This window comes from Shewanella sp. TC10 (genome assembly GCF_009663145.1).
GTDB lineage: Bacteria > Pseudomonadota > Gammaproteobacteria > Enterobacterales > Shewanellaceae > Shewanella.
In genome coordinates this window covers 1-25,964 of record NZ_VKHR01000021.1, presented here as the reverse complement: position 1 = coordinate 25,964, position 25,964 = coordinate 1, and the positions used below count along the sequence as shown (strand labels likewise).

Sequence of the window (25,964 nt, the reverse complement as noted above, 5' to 3'; positions counted from 1 at the left end):
GCATGGCATCGAATTTAACCAATATCGAGTCTCTTTCGAGTTAAATCAGCAGCTAAAGTGTTACGATTCTTTACTCATTTGCACATACTCAGCTCTATTGAGGCCTCCTATCACGTACCTAATATGAGTGGAGCTAGCATTGAGAATGAAACAAATTATAGTAAAAGCGATTCAATATTCTCAGCTCACAAACAAATAGAAAAAAAGTGTGAAATAGCTCACTTAACAGACCACAATAAATCTAACTTGTGTTAACCTTCACCGATAACAAAAAACGTCTACTATTAGACTGTAATAACCGTCTAATCATAGCTAGAAATAACAGTAATTCGACACTGATAATAAGGTTTCCAATGGACGATAATAAACGCCCTCTCTATCTTCCTTTCGCAGGTCCAGCCATCCTTGAATCTCCTCTGCTAAATAAAGGCACAGCCTTTAGTGAAGAAGAGCGCATTTACTTTAATCTTGAAGGGCTAATTCCTTGGGTTATTGAAACCATTGAAGAGCAAGCTTCTCGTGCTTATGAACAATATAAGAGTTTCAGTAACGATCTCGATAAGCATATTTACCTGCGTAATATTCAAGACACCAACGAAACCTTATTTTACCGATTAGTGCGTAACCATATCAGTGAGATGATGCCGATCATCTACACCCCAACTGTTGGTTTAGCTTGTGAGCGTTTCTCTAAAAACTATCGCCGTAACCGTGGTTTATTTATCTCTTACGACAACAAAGATCGTATTGACGATATCTTAAACAATTCAACTCGCCACAAAGTGAAGGTTATTGTGGTGACTGATGGCGAACGTATCTTAGGTCTAGGTGACCAAGGTATTGGTGGTATGGGGATCCCAATAGGTAAGCTATCTTTATACACCAGCTGTGGCGGGATCAGTCCTGCGTATTGCTTAGCGATCACCCTTGATGTGGGTACTGATAATCCAAACTTATTAGACGACCCTATGTATATGGGATCTCGCCATCCACGTATTGGCGGCGAAGAATACGCTGACTTTATCGAAGAGTTTATGCAAGCGGTGAGTCGTCGCTGGCCTGATGCATTAATCCAATTTGAGGATTTCGCTCAGAAAAATGCGATGCCATTACTTGAGCGCTATAAAGACAGATTCTGTACCTTCAACGATGATATTCAAGGTACGGCTGCTGTTACTGTTGGCTCGTTATTAGCGGCATGTAAAGCTGCTGACACTCAACTTTGTAAGCAACGCGTCGCCTTTCTAGGTGCAGGTAGTGCGGGTTGCGGTATTGCAGAAGCAATTGTTGCGCAAATGGTGGCTGAAGGCATATCTGATGAGCAAGCTCGCTCACAAGTATTTATGGTTGACCGTTGGGGCTTACTACTCGACAACATGCCTACACTGTTAGATTTCCAAAAGAAACTCGCTCAAAAAACCACTAACGTTGAGCAATGGGATGGCTTTAGCGATCATATCTCATTACTTGATGTGGTTAATAACGCTAAACCAACCGTATTGATTGGTGTTTCTGGTGCACCTGGATTATTCACTGAAGAAATCATTCGCGCCATGCACAGCCATTGCGAACGCCCGATTGTATTCCCACTATCTAATCCAACGAGTCGAGTTGAAGCAACACCGAAAGATGTGCTGCACTGGACATCTGGCCAAGCCCTTGTTGCAACAGGTAGTCCGTTTGAGCCTGTGGTTATTGACGGTGAGTCTTACGAAATAGCTCAATGTAACAACAGCTTTATCTTCCCAGGTATCGGCCTAGGTGTATTAGCCAGTGGCGCGACTCGCGTATCTGATGAGATGCTAATGGCGTCAAGCCGAGCATTATCAGAATGTTCTCCATTAGGGAAAAATGGCACAGGGTCTTTACTGCCTGCACTTGAAGACATTCAAGAAGTCAGCAAGTACATTGCCTTTGCTGTGGCGAAAAAAGCAATAGAACAAGAATTAGCACTACCTTGTCCAGATGATCTTCTGACTCAGAAGATCGACAGTAACTTCTGGGAACCTGAATATCGTCGTTATAGAAGAACTTCTTTCTAAGGATAATTGACATGAAAAAGCCTAGCAATTGCTAGGCTTTTTCTTTATGCCAACACTCAGTCTGCCAACGTTATATCACAACTCTCGATTCTAAATATTTTGCTAAAGTGGCATAATCATTAACATAGAGCTTGCCACGCACTAACTCAATCATATCCTTTTGAGCCAGTTTATTGAGAACTTCGTTTACTCTCGGGCGACTAACATTAGCGATTTCGCTTAATTGTTGTTGAGTAATTTTGATTTCAATTCTCGGTAGATTAGTGCTTTTTTTACTTCTGACTAACTCAAGTAAGAAATGGGCTATGCGCTCTTCAATACCATAGAATGACAGATGCATGCCCTGAAGTATTTTAGGACTGTTCGTGCGCATAATACTGTAGAGTAGCTTGTAAACTTCAGGATTAACTTTTGCCAGCTCGTTGAGACCTTTTTTCGGAAAGAACAAACTTTTAATCGGCTCAAGTTCACAAGTATAAAGATTGATCTTGGGATAAACCTCAATTGCGACGGCACCCACCCACATTTCTTTACCAAAAATGAAGCTCGCTAACGGTCGATTATCGATACTGGTGGTTGCAAATGTTCCAAGTCCTTGAACACAATAATAGATACCGCGCTGCTGATCGCCATCGATGAGAGTTGAATATTTTTCGATCCCATCAATTTCAATAGCCAAATCCATAATTTCAGACTTAGTGTTGTCACTTAACTCACAAGGCCAATGGATTTGATTACTTAACACAAAAGACATTTACACTCCCCAAAACGATGCCAACCGGTTTTTAAGCCGACATCACTTGTTTAAAACTATTTAACAGCGAACGATCTGTTCGTGCTTTCTTTAATTTTCTAATACTTTCTTTTAGTGATTGCTCTGCTAAACGACCGAATACACCGTCGTACTCCTTCTCATCAATTGCTTCATCTGAGTCTGCATCATCTGCAATTTCTTGAGCTACACGGCTTAATTGCATCCACGCATTGGCAATATAAAAACCATGAAACTCTGCTTGAGGCATTAGCTTTTGCGCACTGGCCGGCATTGCTTGCCAGCTTTTGAGGAATAACCCAGCATTATCTTCAATTAGCTCTTTAAATAAGCCTTCGTAAGCTTCAAGTAATGTCTCTGGTAATTTATCCATTGGCAGTACTTTATTAGCAACATTGAAAGACACTTGCTTTGCTACTGCTTTATATTCTTCAGTCAGATGACTCATTTTGATTCTCTCTGTTTTTAAAAGTATTAAAGGACTTTAAGCGCAATCTAATGGTTAAACCCACTGTGCGTATTAATTAAAGGCGCTTACCTTAATGCCTTCACTCTAATCAGTAAAGTAACATTGTCTAAGCAAGTTAACTCTCAGAGATCATAGCCTAAGCTAACCATACTGTAGGCTTCAAAATAACCGACAAAAGCTCAGTTATTTCTCAAGGTGAATGAAGTGCTAGCTGTTTAATAATAGTCAAAAATACTGTTTAAACTTAGTCAAAATAACTGTTTAAGCTTAACCAAAATAATGACATAAGTGATAAATAGATAAGCAGGTTTCAGTTACCTTTGAATCTATCCAAGGCAGTAAAACAGAAACAGGCATTTTAGAATCAAAACTTGAGGCCTATTAAATGCACAAAATAGATTTCACATATGAAGAAGTGCACGGATTGAAGAATATCAAGCGACTATACAGCTGACTAGCACATTAACTTTCATTCATTTAGAATTAACACTTGTATCGAAGTTATTATTATTTAAGTAACATCAACCCATTAAATTAATTAAAATAATCAATCATTTTTTTACATAAAACTTACCGATTCGCTTTAATTGAACAAACGAAATTATATGTCATAATAATGTCAGACAAATAAATCCACATGAGACATATTCGATTAAAACCCTGCAGCAGTTTGTATTAACTATTATATTGGCGATTGCTGTTTTTACGGCTTCAGCCACGACAAACGACAATAATAGTCACCAAACGAACCAACAAAGAATCGATCAATTATTTGATATATTCAATGAAGGTGAAGAAAGTGATCTTAAAAAGCTTGCTACTTATTTAGCCGAGTTAGAAGACCTCATTCCAGAAGAAGATACCAAACAAAGAGCACTACTTATTCCATTGCAATGTTGGTATCACCCTTCAGAAACGTCAGAAGAATTTAAGCAAGCAATTAAGCACGCTGAAGACCTGATGAAGCTCCATGAAAAAAGTCATCCATCAGCACTTCATGCAGACTTATTACTTTGCCGCGCATCGCACTACCAATACTCCGGAAATCCCCAACAAGCCAAATTAGATTACGATGCAGCAATTCAAGAAGCCTACCAAATAGAAAATTTGCGCTTAATTGCTGATGGAAGAAGCATGCGAGGCGCTATGCTCTCCTATGAGGGAGATTATACTGGCGCGCTTGAAGATCTAATCCCTGCGCAATCTATGTATGAACAGCTCAAGCTAGATTACTGGGCAAGAGTCAATCTAAGTGAAATCGCCAATAGTTTTCGACGCTTTGGCGACCCGCAAATGGCGTTAAATTATCAACAGAAACTTGAGCAAGCGTATCTTGAAAATAACCAAGAGTTGGATGCCATAGACGTTAATACTCAAATTGCCTATTCCTATGAAGAATTAGGCAATAACGAAATGGCACTTGAGCGATTCCAAAAGAGTTACCATTTTTGGCAAGAACAAGATAAACCGATACCAGCAGCAGGCGCAGCTGTTGACATTGCCGGTATTCAATTGAAATTAGGCCAAGTGGATGCAGCAATTGAGACTTTAAATGAAGCTGAAAAAACAATCACCAAAGAATTCGATGGTTTGTTTAGCTTTATGAAGCTGTTTAGAGCGCAAGCAGCATTGCTCAAACAGAAACCCAATGAAGCGTTAGATTACGTTCAAGAAGCTGAGTCATCGTTTTACGTGAGCAATAATGAACGTGGCTTAAGTCAAGTTTTCACCCTTAGAAACGAAATATTCTTATTCTTAGAAGATTACCAGTCTGCTCATAGTGCGCTAACAGATTACCTAACCTTGCATCATAAGCTGGATCAGAAAAGTCTAACTAGCCGTAACAGTGAAATGCGAGCTAGGTTCAACACCGATAAAATTGAGTCGGAGAATCAGACATTACAAGCGTTACAGCGAATTAAAGAGCAAGAATTAAAAGCATTAGAAAAGAACAAAGAATTACAGCAAGTGATTATCTTTCTAGTCGCGATTATATTGCTCATCATGACCTTATACGCTGCCAAACAAGTCAAAAGAAAGCAGTTATTCAAAAGCCTAGCACTTACTGATGAGTTGACGCAATTAGCCAATCGTCGTCACACTTATAACTTGGCAAAGAGTTATATTGAACAAGCACGCAAAGATAATACAAGTTTTTCATTAATTTCATTCGATGCGGATCATTTTAAGAAAGTAAACGATACCTTAGGCCACGATATTGGCGACAAGGTGCTGGTACAACTTGCAGAAGAATCACGTAAATTAATGCGTAAGTCAGATACAGTGGGTCGTGTAGGCGGTGAAGAGTTTTTAATTTTATTGCCCGGTGCCAATGAGCAGCAAGCGCAGGAAATCGCCGAGAGATTAGTCAGTAAAATAGCCAATGCTGATTGGCAAGAAATAGCTCCAGAGCTTAAACAAACCATTAGTGCTGGTGTTAGCCAGTTTGCTAATGACAGTCATTTAGAAGCATTGCTATTACGTGTCGATAATGCCCTTTATCAAGCAAAGTCTGCCGGAAGAAACTGTGTTAAGACGGTATAAATAACCTTGCAAAAACGAACCTATTGCTACGATGAATATAGCTACCTCATACGGACATTTTTGTTTGTATTAGTGCTTATAGGGCAAATACCTTTAAATGCCTCAGCTAATACGATACAGAACCTTGCAGCCGATGAATTATTCAGTCAATTTGATAGCGATCAATTGACGGGCTCCTTATATGTAGGCGAAAAATTATTAGAGCTTAAAGCCCTTATAGCAACAGACGACGTTGCCCGATTACAAAAGTTGAAAACCCTTACATGCCCTCGAATTCCATCAAATGATATTGATAAGTTACAAGCCTTTGCTGATGAGTATTCAGACATTGAGCAACAAACATTTTATGCTCCATCCACACCAATACTATTAAGTTTGTGCCGTTCAAGAGCGCTGATGTATTTAGGTGAACTGCAACAAGCAAATCATATAAACCAACAAGCCCTGTCGGATGCTCAAACACTAAAAGATGCCAAGTTAATAGCTGATGCTTATTTTGCCATTGGACAATTAAGCTTATTTGAAAACCAGTTTTTAAGTGCAATCGACAGTATGTCGCTGTCTTTTGAGCTTTACCAAACACTTGGTTACTTGAATGCTGCCAATATCAATATTATCTCTCTGGCGAGCGCCTATCGTCGTTTGGGAGATAATAAAAAAGCCATATATTATTATCGTATTGTTGAAAAGTATTTCACTGAAAACAACCAGCCCAATTTATTAGCTATCATCGAACAATCAATGGCTTATATCAAGTTAGATAATGGCGAGTATCAAGAGTCGCTAGATTATTTCGAAAAAATATATGCTGTTGCTCTCAAGGGTAACCGGCCAGTTTACGTAGCTGAAATGGCTGTCGATATGTCAGCTCCTTTAATCAAGTTAAACCGATTAGACGAAGCTGAGAAATGGCTAGACCAAGCTCAACCTTTAATGACCCCTAACAATTATTCTCATTTTGGCTATATGCACAGTTACTATTTAGAGTTACGTATACGCCAACAAAGATTTGAAGAAGCCGTTAATCACTTTAACCAAGCTAAACAAAACTTTGATAAATATAATAATAAGAAAGGCTTAACTATTATTTACCCTTTAATTGCCGAGCTATTCGCACTAAAAGGTGATTATGAAACGGCTAACCATTGGCACCATGAGTTTTTAATCATTCATAATCAAATGGATGAAGCCGCACAGGCAACTTTTAATTCAGAAATGCGTATAAGGTTTGACTCTAAACAGTTAGAAGAACAGCAAAAGCAGTTGATTGAGTATCAAGCGATGAAAGTCGCTCAACTAAATGCCCTATCGACAAAGCAGCGTTTGCAGTATATTGCGATTGTATTAACCTTTATTCTGGTGGTAATCCTTACCATTTTCTTTATTAAATTGATAAAAAAATCAATCCAATACAAGCAACTCGCTTTAACTGACCCGTTAACAAACGTCCCTAACAGGCTCTTCGCTTATAAGGTCGCTAAAGACCTATTTAATAAGCATGGTAACTTCTCAGTATTATTGATTGATGTTGATCATTTTAAGCTGGTTAATGATAAATTTGGACATGATGTTGGTGATATAGCACTGCAATTAATTGCACAAAGTATTAGTGAAATATGTCGAAAAGAGGACACGCTAGCGCGTATTGGTGGTGAAGAGTTCTTAGTCATTATGCCTAAAGCTGTAGCTGACGATGCAGTCAGTTTAGCTCGCAGAATCAATCAACAAGTCAAAGAAATTAATACCGAAGATTTACCGCTGACAGATAACTTCACTGTCAGTATTGGTATTGCAACAGTCACCAATGAAAAGGCAATATCTCCCCTACTTAAAAAAGCAGACATTGCACTTTACCTCGCTAAAAATGCGGGAAGAGATGGTTATATTGATTACCAACAAACGCGCCAAGATGACTCCACTTTGCTCGCGACTGAGCAGGAGAGTCACTGATGAAATCGTATATCAGCGCAAAACTTATCAGCAAAGTCCTGCAACCATGTTTAACGGCATTGATATTACTCTCCTTGCCAACACATGCGACCTCGTTACCCCCCATTTCTTTGCAAGGAGCATCTTTACAAGAAGCACCTTTACAAGAAACATCCGCACAAGAAGCATCATTAAAAGAAGTCGCATCAGAAGAGTTGCCTCAAGCCTTCGACAACCCTGAGTTTGAGCAAATATTTGCACAAATTGATAATGGCGATATAAATGATGAGCGCTACCCCATTCTTATCGAGAAAATGGCGTCATTAATTGCTGAAGGTGATATTGAGCGCACATACCGTTTATTACCTAAACAGTGTATGGCCTATAACTTTTTAGAACAGCAACAAAACCAGAATGCGACAGAGTTCCTTGCTAATGCATTTACCCGCTACTCCGAGATGCCAGCAGCCATTTACATCGAGCTCAAACTTTGTGAAGCCACACTACTTCGCTATCGAGGCGAAATCACTGAAGCTAACACTATGATTCAAAAAGCACTTGTTGATGCCGAGAAAATTCAACATCAGCGCCTCATTGCTGATGCCTACTCAATGTTAGGCCAAATAGCTTCATATACCGGTGACTTTGCTTTTGCATTAAAGAATTTATTACAAGCCTTTGAGCGCTATCAGCAGCTGGAGCTCATCACCTTAGAACGTTTAGGTTTATTAGATTTAGCCATCACTTACCGCAGACTTGGCGAAACAGAAACGGCGCTTAAATATTACTCAGAGCTTGAACTTGCTTTCAGCCAAAGCGATCAAATAGCCTTAGTCATGTTAGTGAAAAATGATATGGCCTATGCATTTGAGGATATAAATGAATATCAAAAAGCGGCTGACTATTACTTAGCTATTTTTAATTATTACCAAGAGGTACATACTGACCCCACCTTTGTAGCTCGTGTTGCAGTAGACATGTCTTCAGCCTTAATACAGCTTGGACAGTATCAAAAAGCCCTTGATTACTTAGATGAATTTGAACCAATAATTAGCCCGTCAGTCGATACGCATTACAGCTTTTTACACCTCTATAAAGCACAAGCTAAGCATGGATTAGGCTTAACAGAAGAAGCCTTAATTCACCTTGAAAAAGCGACCGCTGGATTTAGTAAAAACCACAATAAACGTGGTCATGAAATGCTACTCAAGCTCAAAGTAGAAATTTATGAATCCTTACAACAATGGCAAGATGCTTATGAAGCTCAACTTGAGCTATATGACATTCACCTTATTTTAGATAAAGCGTTAGAAAACCAAGCCAGTACTGAGATGCGGGTGAAGTTTGATAGTGAAAAAATAGAAGCTGAAAATGCCGAGTTAGTGGCATTTCATCAATTAAAAGATCAACAGCTCAGCATCCAACAGGACAACGAAAGGTTACAGATCTTGGCATTGTCACTGGGGTTTGCATCTGTTTTAACGCTGATTTTATTTAGTCTTTACTTCAACAAAAAGTCACAGCAATTAAAAGAGCTGGCGCTAACCGACTTATTGACTCAACTACCAAACCGTTTAAGTTTTTACCGTAAAGCCCAAAACGCATTTACACGCTTATCAGAAAAGCAACAGCCTTTGTCTGTGATCTCAATTGATATTGATCATTTTAAGCAAGTGAATGATCAACATGGCCATGACATTGGCGATAGAGTGTTAAAAATCGTAGCTAATATTTGTCGAAAAAAATTACCAGAGAACACCCTAGTCGGGCGTGTTGGCGGCGAAGAGTTTTTAGCATTACTCCCCAACTCTCGCTCACAAAATTCGCTTAACGTAGCCCAATCTATCGTGGATGAAGTCAACCTTTTCGAGTTTAGCAATTTCAGCGAAAACTTAACGGTTACCATCAGCGCTGGGGTGGCAACATTTAAAGATGAAGCAAGCCTAACTGAGTTAATTAAGAAATCAGACTTAGCGTTATACCGAGCTAAAAATCAAGGTCGTAACCAAGTGGTTTACTTTCATGATGATGCTTAAGGCGTTAACGAGTATAATTATGCTTGGAAACTCTAAAGAATTGTAACAGCCAAACATGCCAGACTCTAAATCTAATATTCAAGCTCCTGCTACAAACTCAATAACTGATTCAAGTTCGAGTTTAAGCCGTGATATGACATCCAAAGAAATGTCAGACTTATCGCGTCAAATTAAACAGTGGGCACTAGAGTTAGGCTTTTCACAGTTAGGTATTACAGATACCGATCTTACCGCTGAAGAGCCCAAACTTCAGCAATGGCTCGATAATGATTATCACGGTGAAATGAGCTACATGGCGAATCACGGCATGATGCGTGCGCGCCCCCATGAGCTTCATCCTGGTACGGTACGAGTGTTAAGTGCCAGAATGGACTATTTGCCACCACAGGCTGGTTTTGCCACCAATCTAGCCGATCCTAACTTAGGTTATATTTCCCGTTATGCTGGCGGACGTGACTATCATAAGTTAATTCGCAAGCAACTTAAGAAACTTGGCGATAAAATCGTCGAGCATTGTGACTCTATTGGTATCACAGGTGTTGATTTTCGCCCTTTCGTAGATTCCGCTCCAGTCCTTGAAAGACCACTCGCAGAAAAAGCAGGATTAGGCTGGACGGGTAAACACTCACTTTTATTAAATCCAGATGCTGGTAGTTGGTTCTTTTTAGGTGAGGTGTTAATTAACATTCCATTGCCGATTGATATCCCCATTACCCAGAGCTGTAATACATGTGTTGCCTGTATAAAATCATGCCCAACTAACGCAATACTTGAAGACAATGTCGTTGATGGCCGTCGCTGTATTTCCTATTTAACGATTGAGCTGCAAGGGGCTATTCCTGTTGAGTTTCGCCAAGCAATTGGTAACCGAATTTATGGCTGTGATGATTGCCAATTAGTGTGTCCAATCAATACTAAAGCCCCGTTAACAGAGCAAACAGACTTTCATACCCGCAGCCAACTGATTCAACCTGAGTTATTAACGCTATTCTCTTGGAATGAAAAACAATTCCTATCACTCACTGAAGGTAGTCCTATCAGACGAATTGGACATAAAAACTGGCTAAGAAATATCGCAGTGGCATTAGGAAATGCACCATTTAGTGAACAAATTATTCTAGCGCTGCAATCTAAAAAAGCCTCCGATGAAGTGGATGAAATGGTTTCGGAGCATATAGATTGGGCGATCAGCCAGCAGCAAGCGCACACTGAATTTCTCAGCCGTAAAACTCTACGAGTGGTCAGAGCAATTGAGAAAGGGTTACCAAGAGACGCATAGTTCTTTTTTAGCTCAAGTTGATAGGTTGGTTTATATCAATAGCACTGCAAGTTAGTAGCAATAACACTGCGAGTTAGTCGCTATAGCACTGCGACTATGTAGGTTTAGTTCAGCTGTATTCTTTAAACAAAAATGCAGCTGAAGATCCCTTTAGCTGCATTTTGATTATATAAGTTATTAGGGTAGATATTATCGACGCACGATTTATCTTACTCGCTTTTAGCACACTAACTTTTAAAGCATTAACTTATAAAGCATTAACTTTTAGAGAACTAGCTTTGATCTAACGTAAAGCCCACTTTAATGGTTACTTGCCAATGAGCAATCAAGCCTTCCTCTAAATGCCCTCTCGTCTCAACCACTTGAAACCAGCGCATATGCTTTATTGATTTGTTGGCTGCTGCGATCGCATTTTTGATCGCATCATCTGAGCTAATAGGTGAAGATCCTGTCAATTCAATTAGTTTGTAGGTATGGCTCATTGTTACTCCGTCAGTATTTGTAAAACATTTATTGAGTATAGATAAGCTTCAAAAATCTGCGTAACTTCAACACAATGAATCAATACAACTCACGTAGAGCTCCACCTCACTCTGCTCTATAAGCGTCCTTAGTGCCCTAAGCAAAAGAATTTAATGCCGTTCTTTAATCCAGTTCTTTAATACAGCGCTTTAATGAAATGCTTTAATGCTACTTTGCGACCCAAAACCTCAGCGAATTGATGGTTTAACTCTCTGACTTCCCTATCTAAATTGTTCCATATTTGCTCAGCTGCCACTTTTTCATCCGTTTTATCTATTAAAGTGATCATTAGTTCAACAACTGCGATATTTGGTGAATGGATATCATAAAAGGTAAATAATTTCTCCTGACAGCTCCCCCTTCACTCATATATTACCTTTATTGTCCTTCGTATGATGAAAGGCCTAAGCTTGTAATTTCTATATCAAAACAAGCCACCAATTAACATTTGTAGTACATTTCTGTAAATTAATTACACAGGCGTCTGGACGTCTAGAAGTTTATTGTGTTACTCTGCGTTTAAGCAATCGAATAGATTTCACCCGAAAGTTGAACAAAATTCATGTGAGGATAATATGATAGAGCTGAGACACCTTCGTACTCTAATGGCGCTTAAAGAAAGTGGTAGCCTAGCTGGTGCCGCCAAAAAACGTTTCGTGACTCAATCAGCGTTATCACATCAGATTAAAGAATTAGAAACCCGCATAAATTCGGCTATTTTTATTCGAAAAAGTAAACCTCTGTCTTTCACCCAAGAAGGCGCGAGACTGTTAAATCTTGCTGAAGAAATCTTACCTAAAGTGATGGTCACTGAATCGGATCTCAAAAAAGGCTTAGATGCAGAATCACAATCATTAAAATTAGGCATTGAATGTCACAGTTGCTTTCGCTGGTTAATGCCTGTTACAGAAGCATTTAAACAACTTGCTCCTGATGGCAGAATTGACCTTTCAAGTCGCCACTTATTTGATTCATTAAATGCATTAGAAATGGGTGAATTGGACATAGTACTGACATCAGATCCTGTGCCTGGGCATGCTTTAGCGTATCAACACCTATTCGATTTTGAAGTTAAGCTGGTTGTGGCCAATGACAACCCGCTTGCCAAAGAAGCATTTATCAAACCTGAGCAACTAGCAAAGCAAACACTGATTTCATACCCTGTGCCGTTACAGCGTTTAGATATCTATAAGCACTTTTTAGAACCTGCTGGTGTTGAAGCTGGTGAGCAAAAACAATGTGATTTAACTGCAATGTTATTACAACGAGTAGCATGTAATGATGGCATAGCAGCATTACCTAGCTGGTCAATAAATGAAAGTCACGGCTTAAATTTATCATCAGTAAAACTCGGCGCAGAAGGGCTGAAACGGCCGCTATTTGCTGCATACCGTCGTAATGCTGCAAACACTAACTTAATACAGAAGTGGTTAACCTTAGTGGCCGCTGAAGGACTAAAACTCCAAAGCTTAAGTCAGCAACACTAATCTAAACAGTATTCATCTAACTGCATTTAAATGAATACCGTTTAAAAGACTGCAGTTTGCATGTTATAGACATAAAAAATGCCACTTATTAAGTGGCATTTTTGTATTTAAGCTAATCATTTCCGTTTAATAAACTCTACTCACATTCAGCAAGTGGATTTATCAGTACGTTGCGCTTTGCTAGCACATGCCTTAACACCATGCCTGCAGAGTTAGGATTATCTGTTTGATTAATATTGTGAGCGACCATAAACTCATTACGTAGGTCGTCATCTAACCCTAACGCTTCAAAGGCCTCAATGGATAAGCTTTGCTGCTGAGTATCAATCAAGTTTTTAATCACTTGCAGAGCAATGGCTTTTTCCGACGCCGCATTTAAAAACGCAAAAGCACTTAGGGTTATCACTTGCCCGAACACACTAAACAAAGCTAGCGTTTGCACCTCGTCAGCATCAATATCAATCGGTTGATCACTCTCTTCAATATCTCGAAGATGCTGAACAGCATCAACTGCAATATTTTCAGTTAAGGTCCAGTAACCTTTAACCAATTTGCTGTAAGGCTCTTTCAACTCATCTAAACGCTCTTTTAAGTAAAATGAAAAAGCATAACGATAAATATTTACTTGGCCTAAACGGATTAGCGCATCTTTAATACTGCGGTTTTTGGTCGAAATAATACCACCAGCTTGAGCGGTATTGCTGCGCCATAACAAATGCGCAGCCAAAGCGGGATCACTTGAAACAATATCGATTAAAACCCGAATATCAGCTTCGTTAATGAGTGCTTTCTTTAAAGGGATCAAAATACCACGACGACCAATTACTTGCTCTTCGTTACCGATAATGGCTTTGACTTGAGTTAGCACCTGTTGCTCAAGGTAGGTCATATTGTACAGCTTCCCTTTTATGATTTTTATATCTCTAGTAGGGAATTTATCCACATAAGCGGCACTAAGGTCAAGTAATTAATCTGTAATCAAACAAAAAGCCGACAAGCAATTTGTCGGCTTTTGTTTTTTAGTCATTTTCACTGCTATGCAAGTGGAACATTGCACACAAAATCGTCAATCATTAAAAGCGGTAACCTGCAGTTAAACGAATTGAGCGGCCATTACCTGAATAATATCCATTGCCCCAAGCTGAGTAATAACCTGCGCTAACATATTCTTCATCTAACAAGTTGTCTGCGCGCAAGCTTGCTGACCAGTTATCACGAGTATAATTAAGGGCTAAGTTTGCCAGTACATAGCTAGATAATTTTGGATCGACATTCGCATTATCACCTTCGATGAATCGCTCACCGGTGTATATGCCTTCAACAAAAACCTGCCACTGTGAAGCAATATCATAACTTAAGTGCGCACGACCATTATGTTTCGCTACCCAAGATAATGCTTTCCCTTCATTTTCTCCTTCAGTGAACTCTGCATCAATGTACTCGTATGACGCACCTAACAGCCAATCAGCCGACAACTGAATGTCATAGCTAGTGTTGATACCATATCGGCGTGATGCATCTGCATTAACGTTAGCACCGCCCCCTTGTGGGCCGTCAGTGCGACCAGCGTCATAAACAATTTCATCTTCCAAATCTAAACGGTACGCGTTTAATTTGAATGCTTGCGATGTCGTTGTCCAGTCCCAACCAGCTTCATAAGAGCGGCCTGTTTGTGGATCTAAACCAAGTGTTGTAACTGGGGTGTAAGCTTGCTCGTCTACTTTAGCGAAACGGAAGTTATCATTAGCGCGGATGTAGAAGCGGTTTTCAATACTTGGGCGATAGTTTAAACCTAACTCAAATGCATGGGCATCGTTATCAAGCTCAACCCCATTTGGGTAAAGTGTTTGATCGGTTAAATCATCGGTGACTTCACTGTAGCGGCCACCCACGACATAAGATAAGGTTTTAGTTAATGGCACTGAAGCTTGGGCGTAAATACTCGCCATCTTTTGTTCATTATTTCTTTGGGTATAGGCCAAATCGAAATCAGCCTCGCCTACACTTAAATCAATACCTGCAACAATATCTAAATCGCCTTGTTCAAGTTGATAGTTAGCGGTAGCTTTTGGCGAGAAACTTAATAGGTTGCGTTCAATGCGGCCTGCGCTGCCCCATAAAAAGTTAGTCGTTAACGTGTCTGAATAGGTTAAATCAGCGGCTAATGCCCACTGTTGATTTAACTGATACTCATAACCACTGCGAAGCGCTGTGGTCATTTCATGAGTATATTCACCTTCAGTAAAAGGTGCGGCCTGGGTTGGGTCTTGTTCAAACTGTTCAAGTGTTAACGCACCAGGTGCTTGGCGGTTATCATCAAAGTAGTTTGCTTCAACAAAAAATTGCTGCTTATCTGACTGATACTGTAAGCGTCCCAGCACTGAGCCAGTTTCACTTTCATTATTGTCACGGTAGTTGTCACTTTGGTTATAGCTCGCCGCTAAGTAATAACGCCATGCATCATTAATCGCTCCTGAGATATCACCTTTGGCTTCATAAGTATCAAAGCTGCCACCACTGAGTGCAAAACCGCCGCCAGTCCCATTAGGCGCCTTGGTAATGATATTAATCACACCGCCAACAGCTTGGTCACCATAAAGTACCCCTGCAGAACCATATAACACTTCTACACGTTCTACCTGGTTTAATGGCACCGCATTGATGCTTGGGGCTGAGATATCGATATTGTTTAAACGACGGCCATCAATCAAGATTAATGTATTGCTGGCAGCTTGTGATGCAGTAAAGCCGCGCATGGCGAAAGTTGTTCCTGAATTATTATCAGAAACTTGAATCCCCGCCTGACTGCGAAGTAAGTCAGTTAAACTTACTGCCCCGCTCATTTCGATATCGATTTGGTCGATAACATTAACATTGGCAGCAATATTTAATGGATTAGCTTCACTACGACCAATAACCACAATGGTTTCAGTATCTGCGCCAATGGCAACAGAGTCAGTCGTTGATGAAGTATTAGCAGTTTCAGCAGTTGCGCTTGAAACAAAAGAGACAGCAGAAACGCTTAAAATAAGGCTAAGTGCTGTTGCGATTTTAGTTGGATTAGTACCCATTTACCTTTAACTCCTAAAAGGAAAAATGGGGCATGGTTGCCGCAGCAAAGAACTTCCTGCAATAAAAAACCTTAATACGGTTTGTTTATCACAATGATGAAGAGAGGCTACATTCTGAGATCTGCCCACCGAAATCTCAAAATCATCTTTTGGGCCGGTCTCCGGACTCAGGTTGATGCCATAAACATGACAAACGAAGCTGAATTTTTAACGCTTCTTTATGCTGGTTAATATCAACATATCGAGTGCGCACTCAGTTCTCACCATTACCGTTGCGGGGGCAGCACTAGATTTTCACTAGTTTCCCGATTATCTCGTGACAATTCATCAAATAGACAAATTCCCACAAGCACCACAAAAGATTGACTATATTTTTCATTGTTACGATTGCGATAGCGCAAGTCCATATAACAATTGGCGTCATTATAACTGGTTAACGGCACATTTTAATATAAAGAATAAGGATCATTCATATTATTCAACTCTTAGTTATAAGGCTTGAATAATATGAACAAAGCGAAATGGGATTTTTGCGGTCTAAAAATCTAACGCTGAAATTTAAGTTGCAGCATTTTAGAAATGAAATCACGATGATTGGAACCATTCAGTGGTGGGTTTGACTCACTAAACACTTCGCCTCTCATCGACTTATGAATTAAATACAAATCTTCGGTATCTTTAAGTACTGCGTAATAGCCAATTTCACCCTGACGAGTTCTGGAAGTACCACCGCCATACAAGTTTTTCATATTAGTACAGCCAATGATGCCGTGGTAAGCCTCTTTGCCACCAATTTGCGTCATACCAAGTTTTTCGTATGTCACACTTCCTTGGCAGGCTTGTTGATATGTACCGGCAAATCTATCCAGAAATTGAGTGCTATCAATATTTGCAGCTAATCCTTCAAACCCTTGAATACAAAATAGCGCAGACCAATCATTAAGGGTTTCACCAGCAGGAACAAACTCGGCTTTGTACATGGTGCCTTGTTCAGAATTAAAGGCCATTTTCCAACCAACTGGCAGCTCAAAGGACACTTTATTAGAAAATATGGATAACTGTTTCTGTTCTGAACCACCATCTGCGTCAGAGTTTGCAGTAATAGTGTGGATATGAGGTGGTGGCTCTGTGGCCACTACATTATATGAAGGGCTCAATAACAACAGCCCCCCAGATATTATTAGGGTAGCGCTAGCTTTCATACCGAAATCATCCTTGGTATTGGTGCTGAAAGGTAAACTTAGTTAATTCAAACAGAAATACAGCAACTATGTCACCAAAATGTTGTATTACTGTATTATTTTAACTGTTAATCTTCAAGCTCATCCGCTGAATCAGTCAGATCTATTTCACTTTGTTCATCAGTTAGCGCTTCAGCAGCAATGGCGTCAGCGATAGATTTAGCTTTAATTTTCTTTTCAGTTTTACGCTTGTTACGCTCAACTTGAGTGGTCATAAATGCCGTTAGCTCTTTTTGACCCCATGCAACAGCTTCATCTTCTGTCGCAAAACCATCATGACTTTTTGACACTATGGTTTTAGTCGCACTCATACGACGAGTGATTTCTGCTTTAAAAGTATCGCCAACTGCTAACACTCTGAAATCGTACTTCTTACTTTTGCTCATTATTCGGTTTTTCCTAGCTATACTCAGCTTAAATTCAGGTCGCGCAGTGTACGCGAACATTGTCTATTTAGCACTCACTTTTGAGCACTGTTTAATATAAAAATAATGCTACTACTTAACTAATTGGTTCGAGCCAACAATCATCATTTCACATTTCTGGCAATCAAAGACCAGTTTCAATCTATCTTTACCAATATCTAACACCATAGGGTCAGCTTTAATGCCTTCAACTTCTTTTGGACATAAGTTAAAGCTGTAGCGTAAACAGTGTTTTGTCACCATTAATGGTGCATCAGTTAATACTTGGTTTTTCTCGTAAGTATCTTCCATTTGAATGACGCCATGCTGCTCGTAAAACTCACGAGACTTATCATTAGCCACGTTAGATAAAAAACTTAAATACTTCTGCGGGAAGCGTGCTTCTTTATCATGCTCACCTCTGAGAGGGCGTTGATAACCGTTTATACGCGCCTCATCAAATGCTGCAATCGCATCGCGTCTTAATCCATTGATAACTGAAGCGGGTAAAAACCAGCGGTTAGCACAGTTTACCTGAAGCTGATTTAAGCTGTAATCACTGTTCCCCAGTTTAGCTAACTGAGTCCGTAAGTTAGCATCAGCCTTGGCATAATCTTTAGCTGGCTCTTTTGCCCATTCAAGTTCAACCGTCACCGAATGTTGGTGCTTATCTGAAACTGTAAGCGAAATCCCCGTCTCGGTGTCATCTAAGATCATATCCACCATAATTTTACGAGTAGCAGAGTCTTTTGATAACAAGGCATCAAACTGGTGATCAAAGTTTCTGAAAAGCTCAACACCCACTTTAAGATCTTTACTAACATCAGTTAAAAACAAGGTATTCCCATCGGCGCGGTTTACCCGCAAACCTTTGGTTTTGTTATCTGATAAACGTTGCTTTTGGTACCCATCAATAAAGAAACACAAACCATCACCATTATTAAACTCAATGGTTTTACCGGCTTTTGCACTGTCGACCTTAATGAAGTCGCGGCCAACACCCACAATGGTACCGACCTTTTCACCAATGTATTTAGGCGAACTAAAGTGCTCAATCAATGCGGTGCGCTGATTGATAAAATAATCTGTTTTACCACGGTTAAAGCTTTTTTCAGGATCAGGGGTGAACGTGAACTCACTACGACCATGGGACATAGACTCTAGATCGCTGCGGCGATCAATAATCGCATCAAGCTGCTGACGGTAATGTGCTGTGACATTTTTAAGGTAGCTAATGTCTTTTAAGCGACCTTCGATTTTAAATGATGTCACGCCTGCATCTATCAAGGCTTCTAGATTTTCAGTTTGGTTATTATCTTTAAGCGATAATAAATGTTCATTTTCAGCTAATACTTCACCATCACGGGTTGAAAGATCGCATGGTAAACGACACATTTGCGAACATTCACCGCGGTTCGCACTGCGATTTGAAAAAGCATGGCTAATATTACATAAGCCGCTGTAGCTCACGCATAAAGCACCATGAACAAAATATTCCAACTTAAGCTTGGTGGTGTCGGCAATTTGCTTAATCTGTGGCAAGTTTAACTCGCGAGCTAGCACGACTTGTGAAAAACCCACTTGCTCTAAAAAGACCGCTTTTTCAGGTGTGCGATTATCCATTTGGGTACTGGCATGCATAGCAATGGGCGGTAAATCCAATTGCAATAAGCCCATATCTTGAATAATCAGCGCATCAACACCCGCCTCATACAAAGACCAAATTAAGCTTTGTGCTTGCTCAATTTCGTCATCCATTAAAATTGTATTTAATGCAACAAAGACTTGAGCGTGATATTTATGAGCAAATTCTGCTAGCCGTGCAATATCTTCAACACTGTTACCCGCATTATGGCGTGCACCAAAAGCTGGACCACCAATGTAAACCGCATCAGCACCATGACGAATGGCTTCGATACCATAGTCAGCATTTTTTGCAGGTGCGAGTAGCTCTAACTGTTTCTTTTCAGTCGGCTTACTTGGGCTTGGTGTCGGCGAAAATATTTCTACAGAGCTCATAATGAATGTTTATCTTTTTCTAGGTAATAAAAAATGCATCAAGATAGTAGCTAAACACGGACTAAATTCACGTGTATGTCACTATCATTGACGCACTGTTCAGCTTGCTAGTTTAGCAAAAAATAACCAGTTTCGCGGCTTTTACTTAAACAAATGCTGAATATTCTTAAAATCACTTTTACCTTCAGCGATTTCCTGCGGGTTTAATCCCGATACTTCATGTGGGAAAACCAACCACTCTTCAGACTCGTGAATGAAGTAATCAGGCTTTAAATCTACTGCGGTGTTCTTTGGTTTGTAGTAAGGGCAAGCCACACGAATATCAGTAGGGATATTCTTACGCATGAACTTTTGCAGTTTATCGATTAATGCATCAACACTACGACCTGAATCAAAGACATCATCAACAATCAATAAACCGTCATCGGCGTTGGCATTTTCAATGATGTAATGTAAGCCATGTACTTTGATTTTCTTACTTTGTTTGTCGGTACCAATGCCATAGTAAGAAGAGGTTCTGACTGCAATATGATCAGTTTCTACATTTTTAAAATCATAGAACTCTTGCACTGCAATACCAATTGGAGCGCCACCACGCCAGATACCGACAATAAATTGTGGTCTGAAGCCACTGTCATAAACCTGCGCTGCAAGTTTAAAAGAATCTTCCAGTAGCTGTTGTGCACTGATGTAATGTTTATCTGTCATTGGTTTTGGCCCCTATCATTTTTATTGCGGCGAATTTTATACCAAATAAGGATAGTTTGTCTGTGAGGAATACGGTTTATCGTCATATTTGTTAAACAAAATGAACATTGACACTGTTTCGCATATTGAACAAAAAAACATCATTGACACATTTATCCTCTGTGGCATAGTAAATTTAATGCCAATTCATAGCGAAACCAACACTATGCTTGCAGCAAATGATGCACGACTTCGTCAACAGACCGACACAGATAGATTATCTTTAAAAAGTGATAATCCACTGATATGGCCCCTTCTCACCCTACTGCAAAGTTCATGTCAGAGCTGGAAAGTCCATCATTTAGCCAGTGAACTACAGCAAAAAGGCTTAATGCATAACCTTGATCCCGAGCCAGAAAAAGACCTCTTTAAACGCAACTTCTTATTGATGAATGCCTTGTTTGAATTGCAAAGTTTGTTGTTGCCTAACCAATGGCTTCAAGTGCAAGCGATGGATATTCAAATTTTCAGAATTTTGCCTCACGATATTGCCCAGCAACAACACCATGATGCCGCATTAAAAGAGTATTATCTTGATTGGCAGCAATACGATACCTGCGCCAATGTGGTCAAAGAAATGCTCGAATCGTTCTGGTCAAGCTATCAAGAATATATCGGTGTGAATCAAGTATTAATGCACGACAATCATGCGCTAACTGTTTTTGAATTAGATGCGAATGCCAGCAATAAAGATATTCGTAGACAGTGGCGTAAACTTGCCTTAAAACTTCACCCCGATAGACCTGGTGGAGATGCAGAGCAATTTCGTCAAGTTTGTGAAGCATGGCAAACTTTACGCTCGAAAGTAGGTTAACGCCACATTTCATCTTGGGGATTATTTACAAAAAAGCCGCATCACATCACATATTTAGCCCTGAAATAATTAATCGTTTAGTTCATAATTCTTGTTAACATTAAGGCAATTAAGTATTGTCTTAATTAAGACTATTTTAAGACTTCTCGCGACCACCAGAGTGTAACGCGACACTTTTATTGAGGCTGAAATGATTAAGATTAAACATATTGCATTCACTATGGCAGTTGCGGCGTTCACATTCTCCCTAACGGGCTGTGGCAAACCTGCTGACGTAACGACAGAAGTCTCTGCAGAAAAAAATGTTGAGCAAGTTGTTGAAAAAGCAGTTGTAGTTCCATCTAGATTTGTTGAAGGTCAGCATTACACTCAAATTTCTGATGCTCCTGCATCAAGTGAGCCTAAGATTTCTGAGTACTTCTCTTTTTACTGTCATAACTGTTACAACATGGAAACCAAGTACCTGCCAGAAATTAAAGGTAACTTGAACAAAGACATTGGCTTTGAAACTAAGCACGTTGATTTTATGAACAGCGAGATTGGTACTGAAGTTATGCGCGCATTAGCTGTTATCCATGAAGTGGGTAACGAAAAAGCATTAAACGCAGCGATGTTTCAAGCGATTCAAGGCGAAGGCGGTCATCACGATCATAGCGCTCCTGGCCACAGCCATGACGAACCTGAAATCAATAACCGCGACGACATCAAAAAAGTGTTTGCAGCCAACGGTGTTGATGCTGAAACTTATGACAAAATTGCAGACAGCGAAGCAACTGATAAGAAGCTAGCACTTTGGCGTCAACAGCAAGTGATGTTCCAAGTACAAAGCGTTCCAACATTTATCGTTAACGATAAGTATGCAATCAACATGAGCGAAATGCGCACCTTAGGTGACTTGATTGATGTAATGAATTACTTAGCGTTAGAAAAGAAGTAATACATGATGTCATCAAGCTTCTAAAATATTGAAGCGCTGATAAAGAACATTAAAAAGCCCGGCTTTATTAAATTAAAGTCGGGCTTTTTGTTTGTTTCATAAATGACAATTCTAACCATATCAGTAAGTTAAGAATTTCGTACCATATCGATAATATGAAATGCTGCAAACACTATGTGTATCATTAAAAAGCCTACAAAACCTTGAGCGAACATAATGTGATACTTACGCCACATCAATGCGTCACTGGTTCCTTGAACAATAAACCAAGCAATACCAGTAATACTGACTAACGCCATCAAAATAAGGCCTATTCCTTCAACAATACTGAAAATGCCCTTGCCGCCAGAGCTTGGCAACTTGCCGTGTTTCAATTGCTTTATTTCATCAACACATTGTGAAAAGTCTAATTTAAGCCAAGGAAAGAACTGACGCCAATGACCATTGAGTAAGTTTTTCAGCAAAAACAATAAGCCAAATACTGCCGCTATCAAGCCTATATAAACGTGCAAACTGTCCCAAATACTGGCTTTAGCACGTAAACGGCTACCGATTAATATCCATGGGCTAGTCACCACTAGAAACACACTCAAGGCCACGACAATGACATGAAGTTTCTCTGATATCAGCTGAATTAATTTGGGTGAACTCTGGCTCATAATGCTCCTTACTTTACGTTCAGCGCGTTAGGAAAACGAAATTGGGTCATAAAATCAATAAAGCCAACAAGTTAATTGTTGGCCTTAAACTTATTTACGCTGACTGAATTTGCGCAACGTAGTTATCTACCTTCGCCCAATCAGTGTATTCAACTTTGGTATTTGGATCCGTTGGGCCTTTAGTGATCCACATGATGAAGCGAATGATATTGCGGTCCATTGGTCCGTAATATTGATAATCTAAATTACCACCAAATACTTCTAGTACCTTTGGTTGCCATTCACTTTGTTTTAAAAATGCCTGCATATACATATTGGTATCTGGAGTATTTTTACCTGGCTTTCTTGCTACTAAACTCACTGAAAAGAAACCATTAGCCTTGCTATCAAGCACCTCTTTGTTATCAGCAACAAACTGATAAAGCTCAGGGCGATGTTTACCATGACGAATACTGGCACCAATAAAAACTTTATCAAAGCCACTCAAGTCAGGTTTATCCTGCAATGGCGCTAATGTGACAGTATCACCTGCTGCTGTGAGCTTTTCTTCCATGTAATCGCAAATCTTGCGGGTTTGACCGTGGACAGTTGAATAGATAATTAATATGTTGCTCACGTTCACCTCGATGATAATAAAGAAAAAGCGGGTTCGATTATTTAAACCTTTGTAATACTCAGTAAGATTTTATTCAACCATGCTATTACATCTAAGCTTAATAGAAAGCGAAATATAATTACATGAATCAGATCACGGCAAATTAGCAACATCGACTATTAATAGTTAAGACTTTTGAGTGGCTCACAAAAAAGTGGATAACTCTGATGAGTTATCCACTTAATTTTTTCATAATCAGCAATTTAAAATTGCTGATTATGAAGTTGTTATTACCTGACCCACTAGCAAATTCTCCATCATGAAAATTGAACTTCACACATCAAGTAATAACTAGTTTTACCTTTTTACTTTCCGTTTTAAGCCACAATAAATTTACACTTAGATTAAAAATCCAAAAAATGTAACTATACAAACAATATATAAATCAGGAAAAACGCCTTATGTCAGTCAGTTCCCGCAAAAATCCTCAGCAGCTTTTATTGTGGATGACCTTCGTGATGTCGATGGTTTTTGCTGTCTGGCAAGCGCTTCTCAACAATTTTGTTATTGAGAAAGCCGCTTTTAGTGGTGCTGAAATAGGAATGTTACAAAGCTTGCGTGAAGTGCCAGGTTTTTTAGCTTTTACCGCTATTTTCGTTTTACTACTTATCCGTGAACAGACTTTTGCTTTAATCTCTCTCGCGGTTTTATCAATTGGTATCGCTATTACCGGCTTTTTCCCAAGTGTTTTGGGCTTATATCTCACCACTGTATTGATGTCGATTGGCTTCCATTACTTCGAAACCATCAACCAATCATTAACCTTACAATGGGTAGATAAAAAAAGTACCGCTAGCTTTCTAGGTAAAGCGCTCGCTTGGCGCTCTGCTGCTGCCCTGCTGGGCTATGGCAGTATTTGGCTCATTATGAGCTGGTTCAAACTCGACTATGTTTGGATGTACGGCATTATCGGTACGCTAGGCTTAATCGCAGTTTGTATCATGGCGATTTACTATCCAAGATTTGAAATTGCAGAACCTCAGCATAAAAAGCTCATCTTTAGACAACGTTACTGGCTTTACTATGCGCTGACATTTTTATCTGGTGCAAGAAGACAGATTTTTATGGTGTTCGCAGGTTTCATGATGGTCGAAAAATTTGGCTATTCAGTTTCGGAAATTACAGCCCTATTCTTGATAAATTACCTGGTGAATTTGTTTTTTGCTCCTGCCATTGGCCGCTTTATTGGCCGTATTGGCGAGCGAAATGCTTTAGTAATTGAATACGTCGGACTAATCATTGTCTTTGCTAGCTACGCAGTGGTAGAACACGCTGAAGTCGCTGCTGCACTTTATGTTATTGATCATTTACTGTTTGCAATGGCCATTGCGATGAAAACCTATTTTCAGAAAATTGCTGACCCTAAAGATATTGCTGCAAGCATGTCCGTCAGCTTTACCATCAATCATATTGCCGCAGTCATCATCCCTGCTCTACTGGGCGTCTTGTGGTTAAGCTCTCCTCAATGGGTATTTATGATCGGTGTGCTGTTTGCCTTATGTTCACTGGTGCTTTCGTTAAATATTCCCTCAAAACCTGAGCCTGGACACGAAACAAATTGGGGCAAATCAACTAAAATGAATAGTGGTACGATGTAATGTGGACAAAGCGTTAAGCCTAAGAGAATAACAATGACAGATAACCATCCTAATCAAACAGAAAATACTGCGAATACCAGTATGTCAGCCCGAAAAAAAGCACTTCTTTTGGGAAAAATGCTCGGTTTAGCCAGTGAAGATGAGTATCGCCCCTCTCAAGCCTCTATTGGCGAAAGAGCGCAATTTAGGCTCCAAAAGAATCATGTTTTACATCAACTTAATTTGGAAACGATTTTTTCACTCGCGCTCAATTACACCCCATCTGATGTTACTGGTGAAGATTTAGATCCTGACTGGAGTTACCAGTTTTTCCAAATGGCTGAGCAAATTAGTTCTCGCAGAATGCAGGATTTATGGGCAAGGATCCTTGCCAGTGAAATAGTTAAACCTGGCAAGTTTAGCCTCAGAACATTAGCCACTTTAAAACAACTAACCCAAAGGGAAGCACAAATACTCGAAAAAGCACTAGGAATGTCTGTAAAACTCAATACTGAATCTCGTTATAAATTACTTAATGGATATCGTATCCATGGAGGTTTACAACAGTATTTCAGAAAGGCTTCTAGTGTTAATGTTGGCCTTTCAAAGTTCGGGCTACCCTATTCAAGTATCCTGACTTTAATGGATGCAGGTATTTTACATAGCAGTGAATTCGAGACTGGCATGCTCGATAAAAGTGCCCCTATCTTACTAAGCATGGCTGATTACCAAATCAAAATTACTCCAAAGAGCAATAATC

Annotated in this window: 23 protein-coding genes and 1 riboswitch; of the genes, 10 read left to right on the top strand and 13 right to left on the bottom strand. The window is 39.7% G+C overall.

Annotated features, from left to right (window positions below; translation table 11 throughout):
- Nucleotides 1-60: 60 nt before the first annotated feature.
- Entirely contained in the window at nucleotides 61-147 is an 87-nt protein-coding gene (locus tag FNZ24_RS21955) for a hypothetical protein (protein ID WP_416384830.1), read from the bottom strand.
- Nucleotides 148-353: 206 nt separating this feature from the next.
- Between FNZ24_RS21955 and FNZ24_RS09330 the strand changes: the two genes are divergently transcribed.
- Nucleotides 354-2,042, top strand: coding sequence for an NAD-dependent malic enzyme (locus FNZ24_RS09330; RefSeq protein ID WP_153914211.1), 1,689 nt, complete (start codon nucleotides 354-356; stop codon nucleotides 2,040-2,042).
- A gap of 70 nt (nucleotides 2,043-2,112) precedes the next feature.
- Here the strand turns inward: FNZ24_RS09330 and FNZ24_RS09325 are convergent, their stop codons facing one another.
- Together FNZ24_RS09325 and FNZ24_RS09320 are read right to left on the bottom strand one after the other, a co-directional pair.
- The gene (locus FNZ24_RS09325; RefSeq protein ID WP_153914210.1) at nucleotides 2,113-2,796 is read right to left on the bottom strand and encodes a Crp/Fnr family transcriptional regulator; all 684 of its coding nucleotides are present in this window, start codon (nucleotides 2,794-2,796) and stop codon (nucleotides 2,113-2,115) included.
- Between the two features lie 31 nt (nucleotides 2,797-2,827).
- The gene (locus tag FNZ24_RS09320) at nucleotides 2,828-3,262 is read right to left on the bottom strand and encodes a DUF3069 domain-containing protein (protein ID WP_153914209.1); all 435 of its coding nucleotides are present in this window, start codon (nucleotides 3,260-3,262) and stop codon (nucleotides 2,828-2,830) included.
- A gap of 708 nt (nucleotides 3,263-3,970) precedes the next feature.
- On the opposite strand from FNZ24_RS09320, the gene FNZ24_RS09315 reads away from it, so the two are divergent.
- The 4 genes from FNZ24_RS09315 to queG all read left to right on the top strand — a co-directional run bounded on the left by FNZ24_RS09315 (nucleotide 3,971) and on the right by queG (nucleotide 11,071).
- Nucleotides 3,971-5,827, top strand: a complete 1,857-nt coding sequence (locus FNZ24_RS09315; protein WP_153914208.1) for a GGDEF domain-containing protein — start codon at nucleotides 3,971-3,973, stop codon at nucleotides 5,825-5,827.
- A gap of 6 nt (nucleotides 5,828-5,833) precedes the next feature.
- Nucleotides 5,834-7,777, top strand: coding sequence for a diguanylate cyclase (locus FNZ24_RS09310; RefSeq protein ID WP_153914207.1), 1,944 nt, complete (start codon nucleotides 5,834-5,836; stop codon nucleotides 7,775-7,777).
- Nucleotides 7,777-9,792, top strand: coding sequence for a tetratricopeptide repeat-containing diguanylate cyclase (locus FNZ24_RS09305; protein WP_153914206.1), 2,016 nt, complete (start codon nucleotides 7,777-7,779; stop codon nucleotides 9,790-9,792). The genes FNZ24_RS09310 and FNZ24_RS09305 overlap by 1 nt, the downstream gene beginning before the upstream one ends.
- Before the next feature lie 133 nt (nucleotides 9,793-9,925).
- Nucleotides 9,926-11,071 (top strand): tRNA epoxyqueuosine(34) reductase QueG, encoded by a 1,146-nt coding sequence (queG, locus tag FNZ24_RS09300; protein WP_153914244.1) that lies wholly within the window; start codon nucleotides 9,926-9,928, stop codon nucleotides 11,069-11,071.
- 272 nt (nucleotides 11,072-11,343) lie between these two features.
- On the opposite strand, the gene FNZ24_RS09295 is transcribed toward queG, so the two are convergent.
- Nucleotides 11,344-11,553, bottom strand: a complete 210-nt coding sequence (locus FNZ24_RS09295; RefSeq protein WP_055026266.1) for a dodecin — start codon at nucleotides 11,551-11,553, stop codon at nucleotides 11,344-11,346.
- Nucleotides 11,554-11,729: 176 nt separating this feature from the next.
- Nucleotides 11,730-11,882: a hypothetical protein gene (locus FNZ24_RS09290; protein ID WP_153914205.1), complete on the bottom strand. Its 153-nt coding sequence runs from the start codon at nucleotides 11,880-11,882 to the stop codon at nucleotides 11,730-11,732.
- A gap of 286 nt (nucleotides 11,883-12,168) precedes the next feature.
- Here FNZ24_RS09290 and FNZ24_RS09285 point away from each other — a divergent pair, with 286 nt between their 5' ends.
- Nucleotides 12,169-13,080 carry a LysR family transcriptional regulator gene (locus FNZ24_RS09285; protein WP_153914204.1) on the top strand — a complete coding sequence of 304 codons (912 nt, stop codon included), beginning with the start codon at nucleotides 12,169-12,171 and terminating at the stop codon, nucleotides 13,078-13,080.
- Between the two features lie 136 nt (nucleotides 13,081-13,216).
- Here the strand turns inward: FNZ24_RS09285 and FNZ24_RS09280 are convergent, their stop codons facing one another.
- From FNZ24_RS09280 to FNZ24_RS09255, 6 genes are all read right to left on the bottom strand, one after another.
- Nucleotides 13,217-13,969, bottom strand: a complete 753-nt coding sequence (locus tag FNZ24_RS09280) for an HDOD domain-containing protein (RefSeq protein WP_153914203.1) — start codon at nucleotides 13,967-13,969, stop codon at nucleotides 13,217-13,219.
- A 184-nt stretch (nucleotides 13,970-14,153) separates the two neighbouring features.
- On the bottom strand, nucleotides 14,154-16,151 hold the full coding sequence (locus FNZ24_RS09275) for a TonB-dependent receptor (RefSeq protein WP_153914202.1): 1,998 nt from the start codon (nucleotides 16,149-16,151) through the stop codon (nucleotides 14,154-14,156).
- Nucleotides 16,152-16,285: 134 nt separating this feature from the next.
- Nucleotides 16,286-16,523, bottom strand: a riboswitch (cobalamin riboswitch).
- 173 nt (nucleotides 16,524-16,696) lie between these two features.
- Nucleotides 16,697-17,353, bottom strand: a complete 657-nt coding sequence (locus FNZ24_RS09270; RefSeq protein ID WP_153914201.1) for a hypothetical protein — start codon at nucleotides 17,351-17,353, stop codon at nucleotides 16,697-16,699.
- Nucleotides 17,354-17,460: 107 nt separating this feature from the next.
- Complete coding sequence (locus FNZ24_RS09265) at nucleotides 17,461-17,778, bottom strand: DUF3622 domain-containing protein (RefSeq protein WP_153914200.1); 318 nt, start codon at nucleotides 17,776-17,778, stop codon at nucleotides 17,461-17,463.
- Between the two features lie 111 nt (nucleotides 17,779-17,889).
- Nucleotides 17,890-19,815, bottom strand: coding sequence for a peptidase U32 family protein (locus FNZ24_RS09260; protein WP_153914199.1), 1,926 nt, complete (start codon nucleotides 19,813-19,815; stop codon nucleotides 17,890-17,892).
- Nucleotides 19,816-19,956: 141 nt separating this feature from the next.
- Nucleotides 19,957-20,523: a phosphoribosyltransferase gene (locus FNZ24_RS09255; RefSeq protein ID WP_102528939.1), complete on the bottom strand. Its 567-nt coding sequence runs from the start codon at nucleotides 20,521-20,523 to the stop codon at nucleotides 19,957-19,959.
- Nucleotides 20,524-20,728: 205 nt separating this feature from the next.
- Here FNZ24_RS09255 and FNZ24_RS09250 point away from each other — a divergent pair, with 205 nt between their 5' ends.
- Together FNZ24_RS09250 and FNZ24_RS09245 are read left to right on the top strand one after the other, a co-directional pair.
- Nucleotides 20,729-21,376 carry a DNA-J related domain-containing protein gene (locus tag FNZ24_RS09250; protein WP_153914243.1) on the top strand — a complete coding sequence of 216 codons (648 nt, stop codon included), beginning with the start codon at nucleotides 20,729-20,731 and terminating at the stop codon, nucleotides 21,374-21,376.
- 190 nt (nucleotides 21,377-21,566) lie between these two features.
- On the top strand, nucleotides 21,567-22,313 hold the full coding sequence (locus FNZ24_RS09245) for a thiol:disulfide interchange protein DsbA/DsbL (protein ID WP_228768433.1): 747 nt from the start codon (nucleotides 21,567-21,569) through the stop codon (nucleotides 22,311-22,313).
- Between the two features lie 128 nt (nucleotides 22,314-22,441).
- Here the strand turns inward: FNZ24_RS09245 and FNZ24_RS09240 are convergent, their stop codons facing one another.
- Both FNZ24_RS09240 and hemG read right to left on the bottom strand, forming a co-directional pair.
- Nucleotides 22,442-22,972 (bottom strand): cytochrome b/b6 domain-containing protein, encoded by a 531-nt coding sequence (locus FNZ24_RS09240; protein ID WP_153914198.1) that lies wholly within the window; start codon nucleotides 22,970-22,972, stop codon nucleotides 22,442-22,444.
- A gap of 94 nt (nucleotides 22,973-23,066) precedes the next feature.
- Nucleotides 23,067-23,588 (bottom strand): menaquinone-dependent protoporphyrinogen IX dehydrogenase, encoded by a 522-nt coding sequence (hemG, locus tag FNZ24_RS09235; RefSeq protein ID WP_153914197.1) that lies wholly within the window; start codon nucleotides 23,586-23,588, stop codon nucleotides 23,067-23,069.
- A gap of 440 nt (nucleotides 23,589-24,028) precedes the next feature.
- Between hemG and FNZ24_RS09230 the strand changes: the two genes are divergently transcribed.
- Nucleotides 24,029-25,225: an MFS transporter gene (locus FNZ24_RS09230; protein ID WP_153914196.1), complete on the top strand. Its 1,197-nt coding sequence runs from the start codon at nucleotides 24,029-24,031 to the stop codon at nucleotides 25,223-25,225.
- A gap of 33 nt (nucleotides 25,226-25,258) precedes the next feature.
- A partial coding sequence (locus tag FNZ24_RS09225; RefSeq protein WP_153914195.1) for a TIGR03899 family protein occupies nucleotides 25,259-25,964 on the top strand: 706 nt, incomplete at its 3' end.

What these genes read in the sequence shown, in the direction of transcription:
- FNZ24_RS09330 (WP_153914211.1), top strand. Translation starts at nt 354, where the DNA reads ATGGACGATAATAAACGCCCTCTCTATCTTCCTTTCGCAGGTCCAGCC.
- FNZ24_RS09325 (WP_153914210.1), bottom strand. Translation starts at nt 2,796, where the DNA reads ATGTCTTTTGTGTTAAGTAATCAAATCCATTGGCCTTGTGAGTTAAGT.
- FNZ24_RS09320 (WP_153914209.1), bottom strand. Translation starts at nt 3,262, where the DNA reads ATGAGTCATCTGACTGAAGAATATAAAGCAGTAGCAAAGCAAGTGTCT.
- FNZ24_RS09305 (WP_153914206.1), top strand. Translation starts at nt 7,777, where the DNA reads ATGAAATCGTATATCAGCGCAAAACTTATCAGCAAAGTCCTGCAACCA.
- queG (WP_153914244.1), top strand. Translation starts at nt 9,926, where the DNA reads ATGACATCCAAAGAAATGTCAGACTTATCGCGTCAAATTAAACAGTGG.
- FNZ24_RS09295 (WP_055026266.1), bottom strand. Translation starts at nt 11,553, where the DNA reads ATGAGCCATACCTACAAACTAATTGAATTGACAGGATCTTCACCTATT.
- FNZ24_RS09290 (WP_153914205.1), bottom strand. Translation starts at nt 11,882, where the DNA reads ATGATCACTTTAATAGATAAAACGGATGAAAAAGTGGCAGCTGAGCAA.
- FNZ24_RS09285 (WP_153914204.1), top strand. Translation starts at nt 12,169, where the DNA reads ATGATAGAGCTGAGACACCTTCGTACTCTAATGGCGCTTAAAGAAAGT.
- FNZ24_RS09280 (WP_153914203.1), bottom strand. Translation starts at nt 13,969, where the DNA reads ATGACCTACCTTGAGCAACAGGTGCTAACTCAAGTCAAAGCCATTATC.
- FNZ24_RS09275 (WP_153914202.1), bottom strand. Translation starts at nt 16,151, where the DNA reads ATGGGTACTAATCCAACTAAAATCGCAACAGCACTTAGCCTTATTTTA.
- FNZ24_RS09270 (WP_153914201.1), bottom strand. Translation starts at nt 17,353, where the DNA reads ATGAAAGCTAGCGCTACCCTAATAATATCTGGGGGGCTGTTGTTATTG.
- FNZ24_RS09265 (WP_153914200.1), bottom strand. Translation starts at nt 17,778, where the DNA reads ATGAGCAAAAGTAAGAAGTACGATTTCAGAGTGTTAGCAGTTGGCGAT.
- FNZ24_RS09260 (WP_153914199.1), bottom strand. Translation starts at nt 19,815, where the DNA reads ATGAGCTCTGTAGAAATATTTTCGCCGACACCAAGCCCAAGTAAGCCG.
- FNZ24_RS09255 (WP_102528939.1), bottom strand. Translation starts at nt 20,523, where the DNA reads ATGACAGATAAACATTACATCAGTGCACAACAGCTACTGGAAGATTCT.
- FNZ24_RS09250 (WP_153914243.1), top strand. Translation starts at nt 20,729, where the DNA reads ATGCTTGCAGCAAATGATGCACGACTTCGTCAACAGACCGACACAGAT.
- FNZ24_RS09245 (WP_228768433.1), top strand. Translation starts at nt 21,567, where the DNA reads ATGATTAAGATTAAACATATTGCATTCACTATGGCAGTTGCGGCGTTC.
- FNZ24_RS09240 (WP_153914198.1), bottom strand. Translation starts at nt 22,972, where the DNA reads ATGAGCCAGAGTTCACCCAAATTAATTCAGCTGATATCAGAGAAACTT.
- FNZ24_RS09230 (WP_153914196.1), top strand. Translation starts at nt 24,029, where the DNA reads ATGTCAGTCAGTTCCCGCAAAAATCCTCAGCAGCTTTTATTGTGGATG.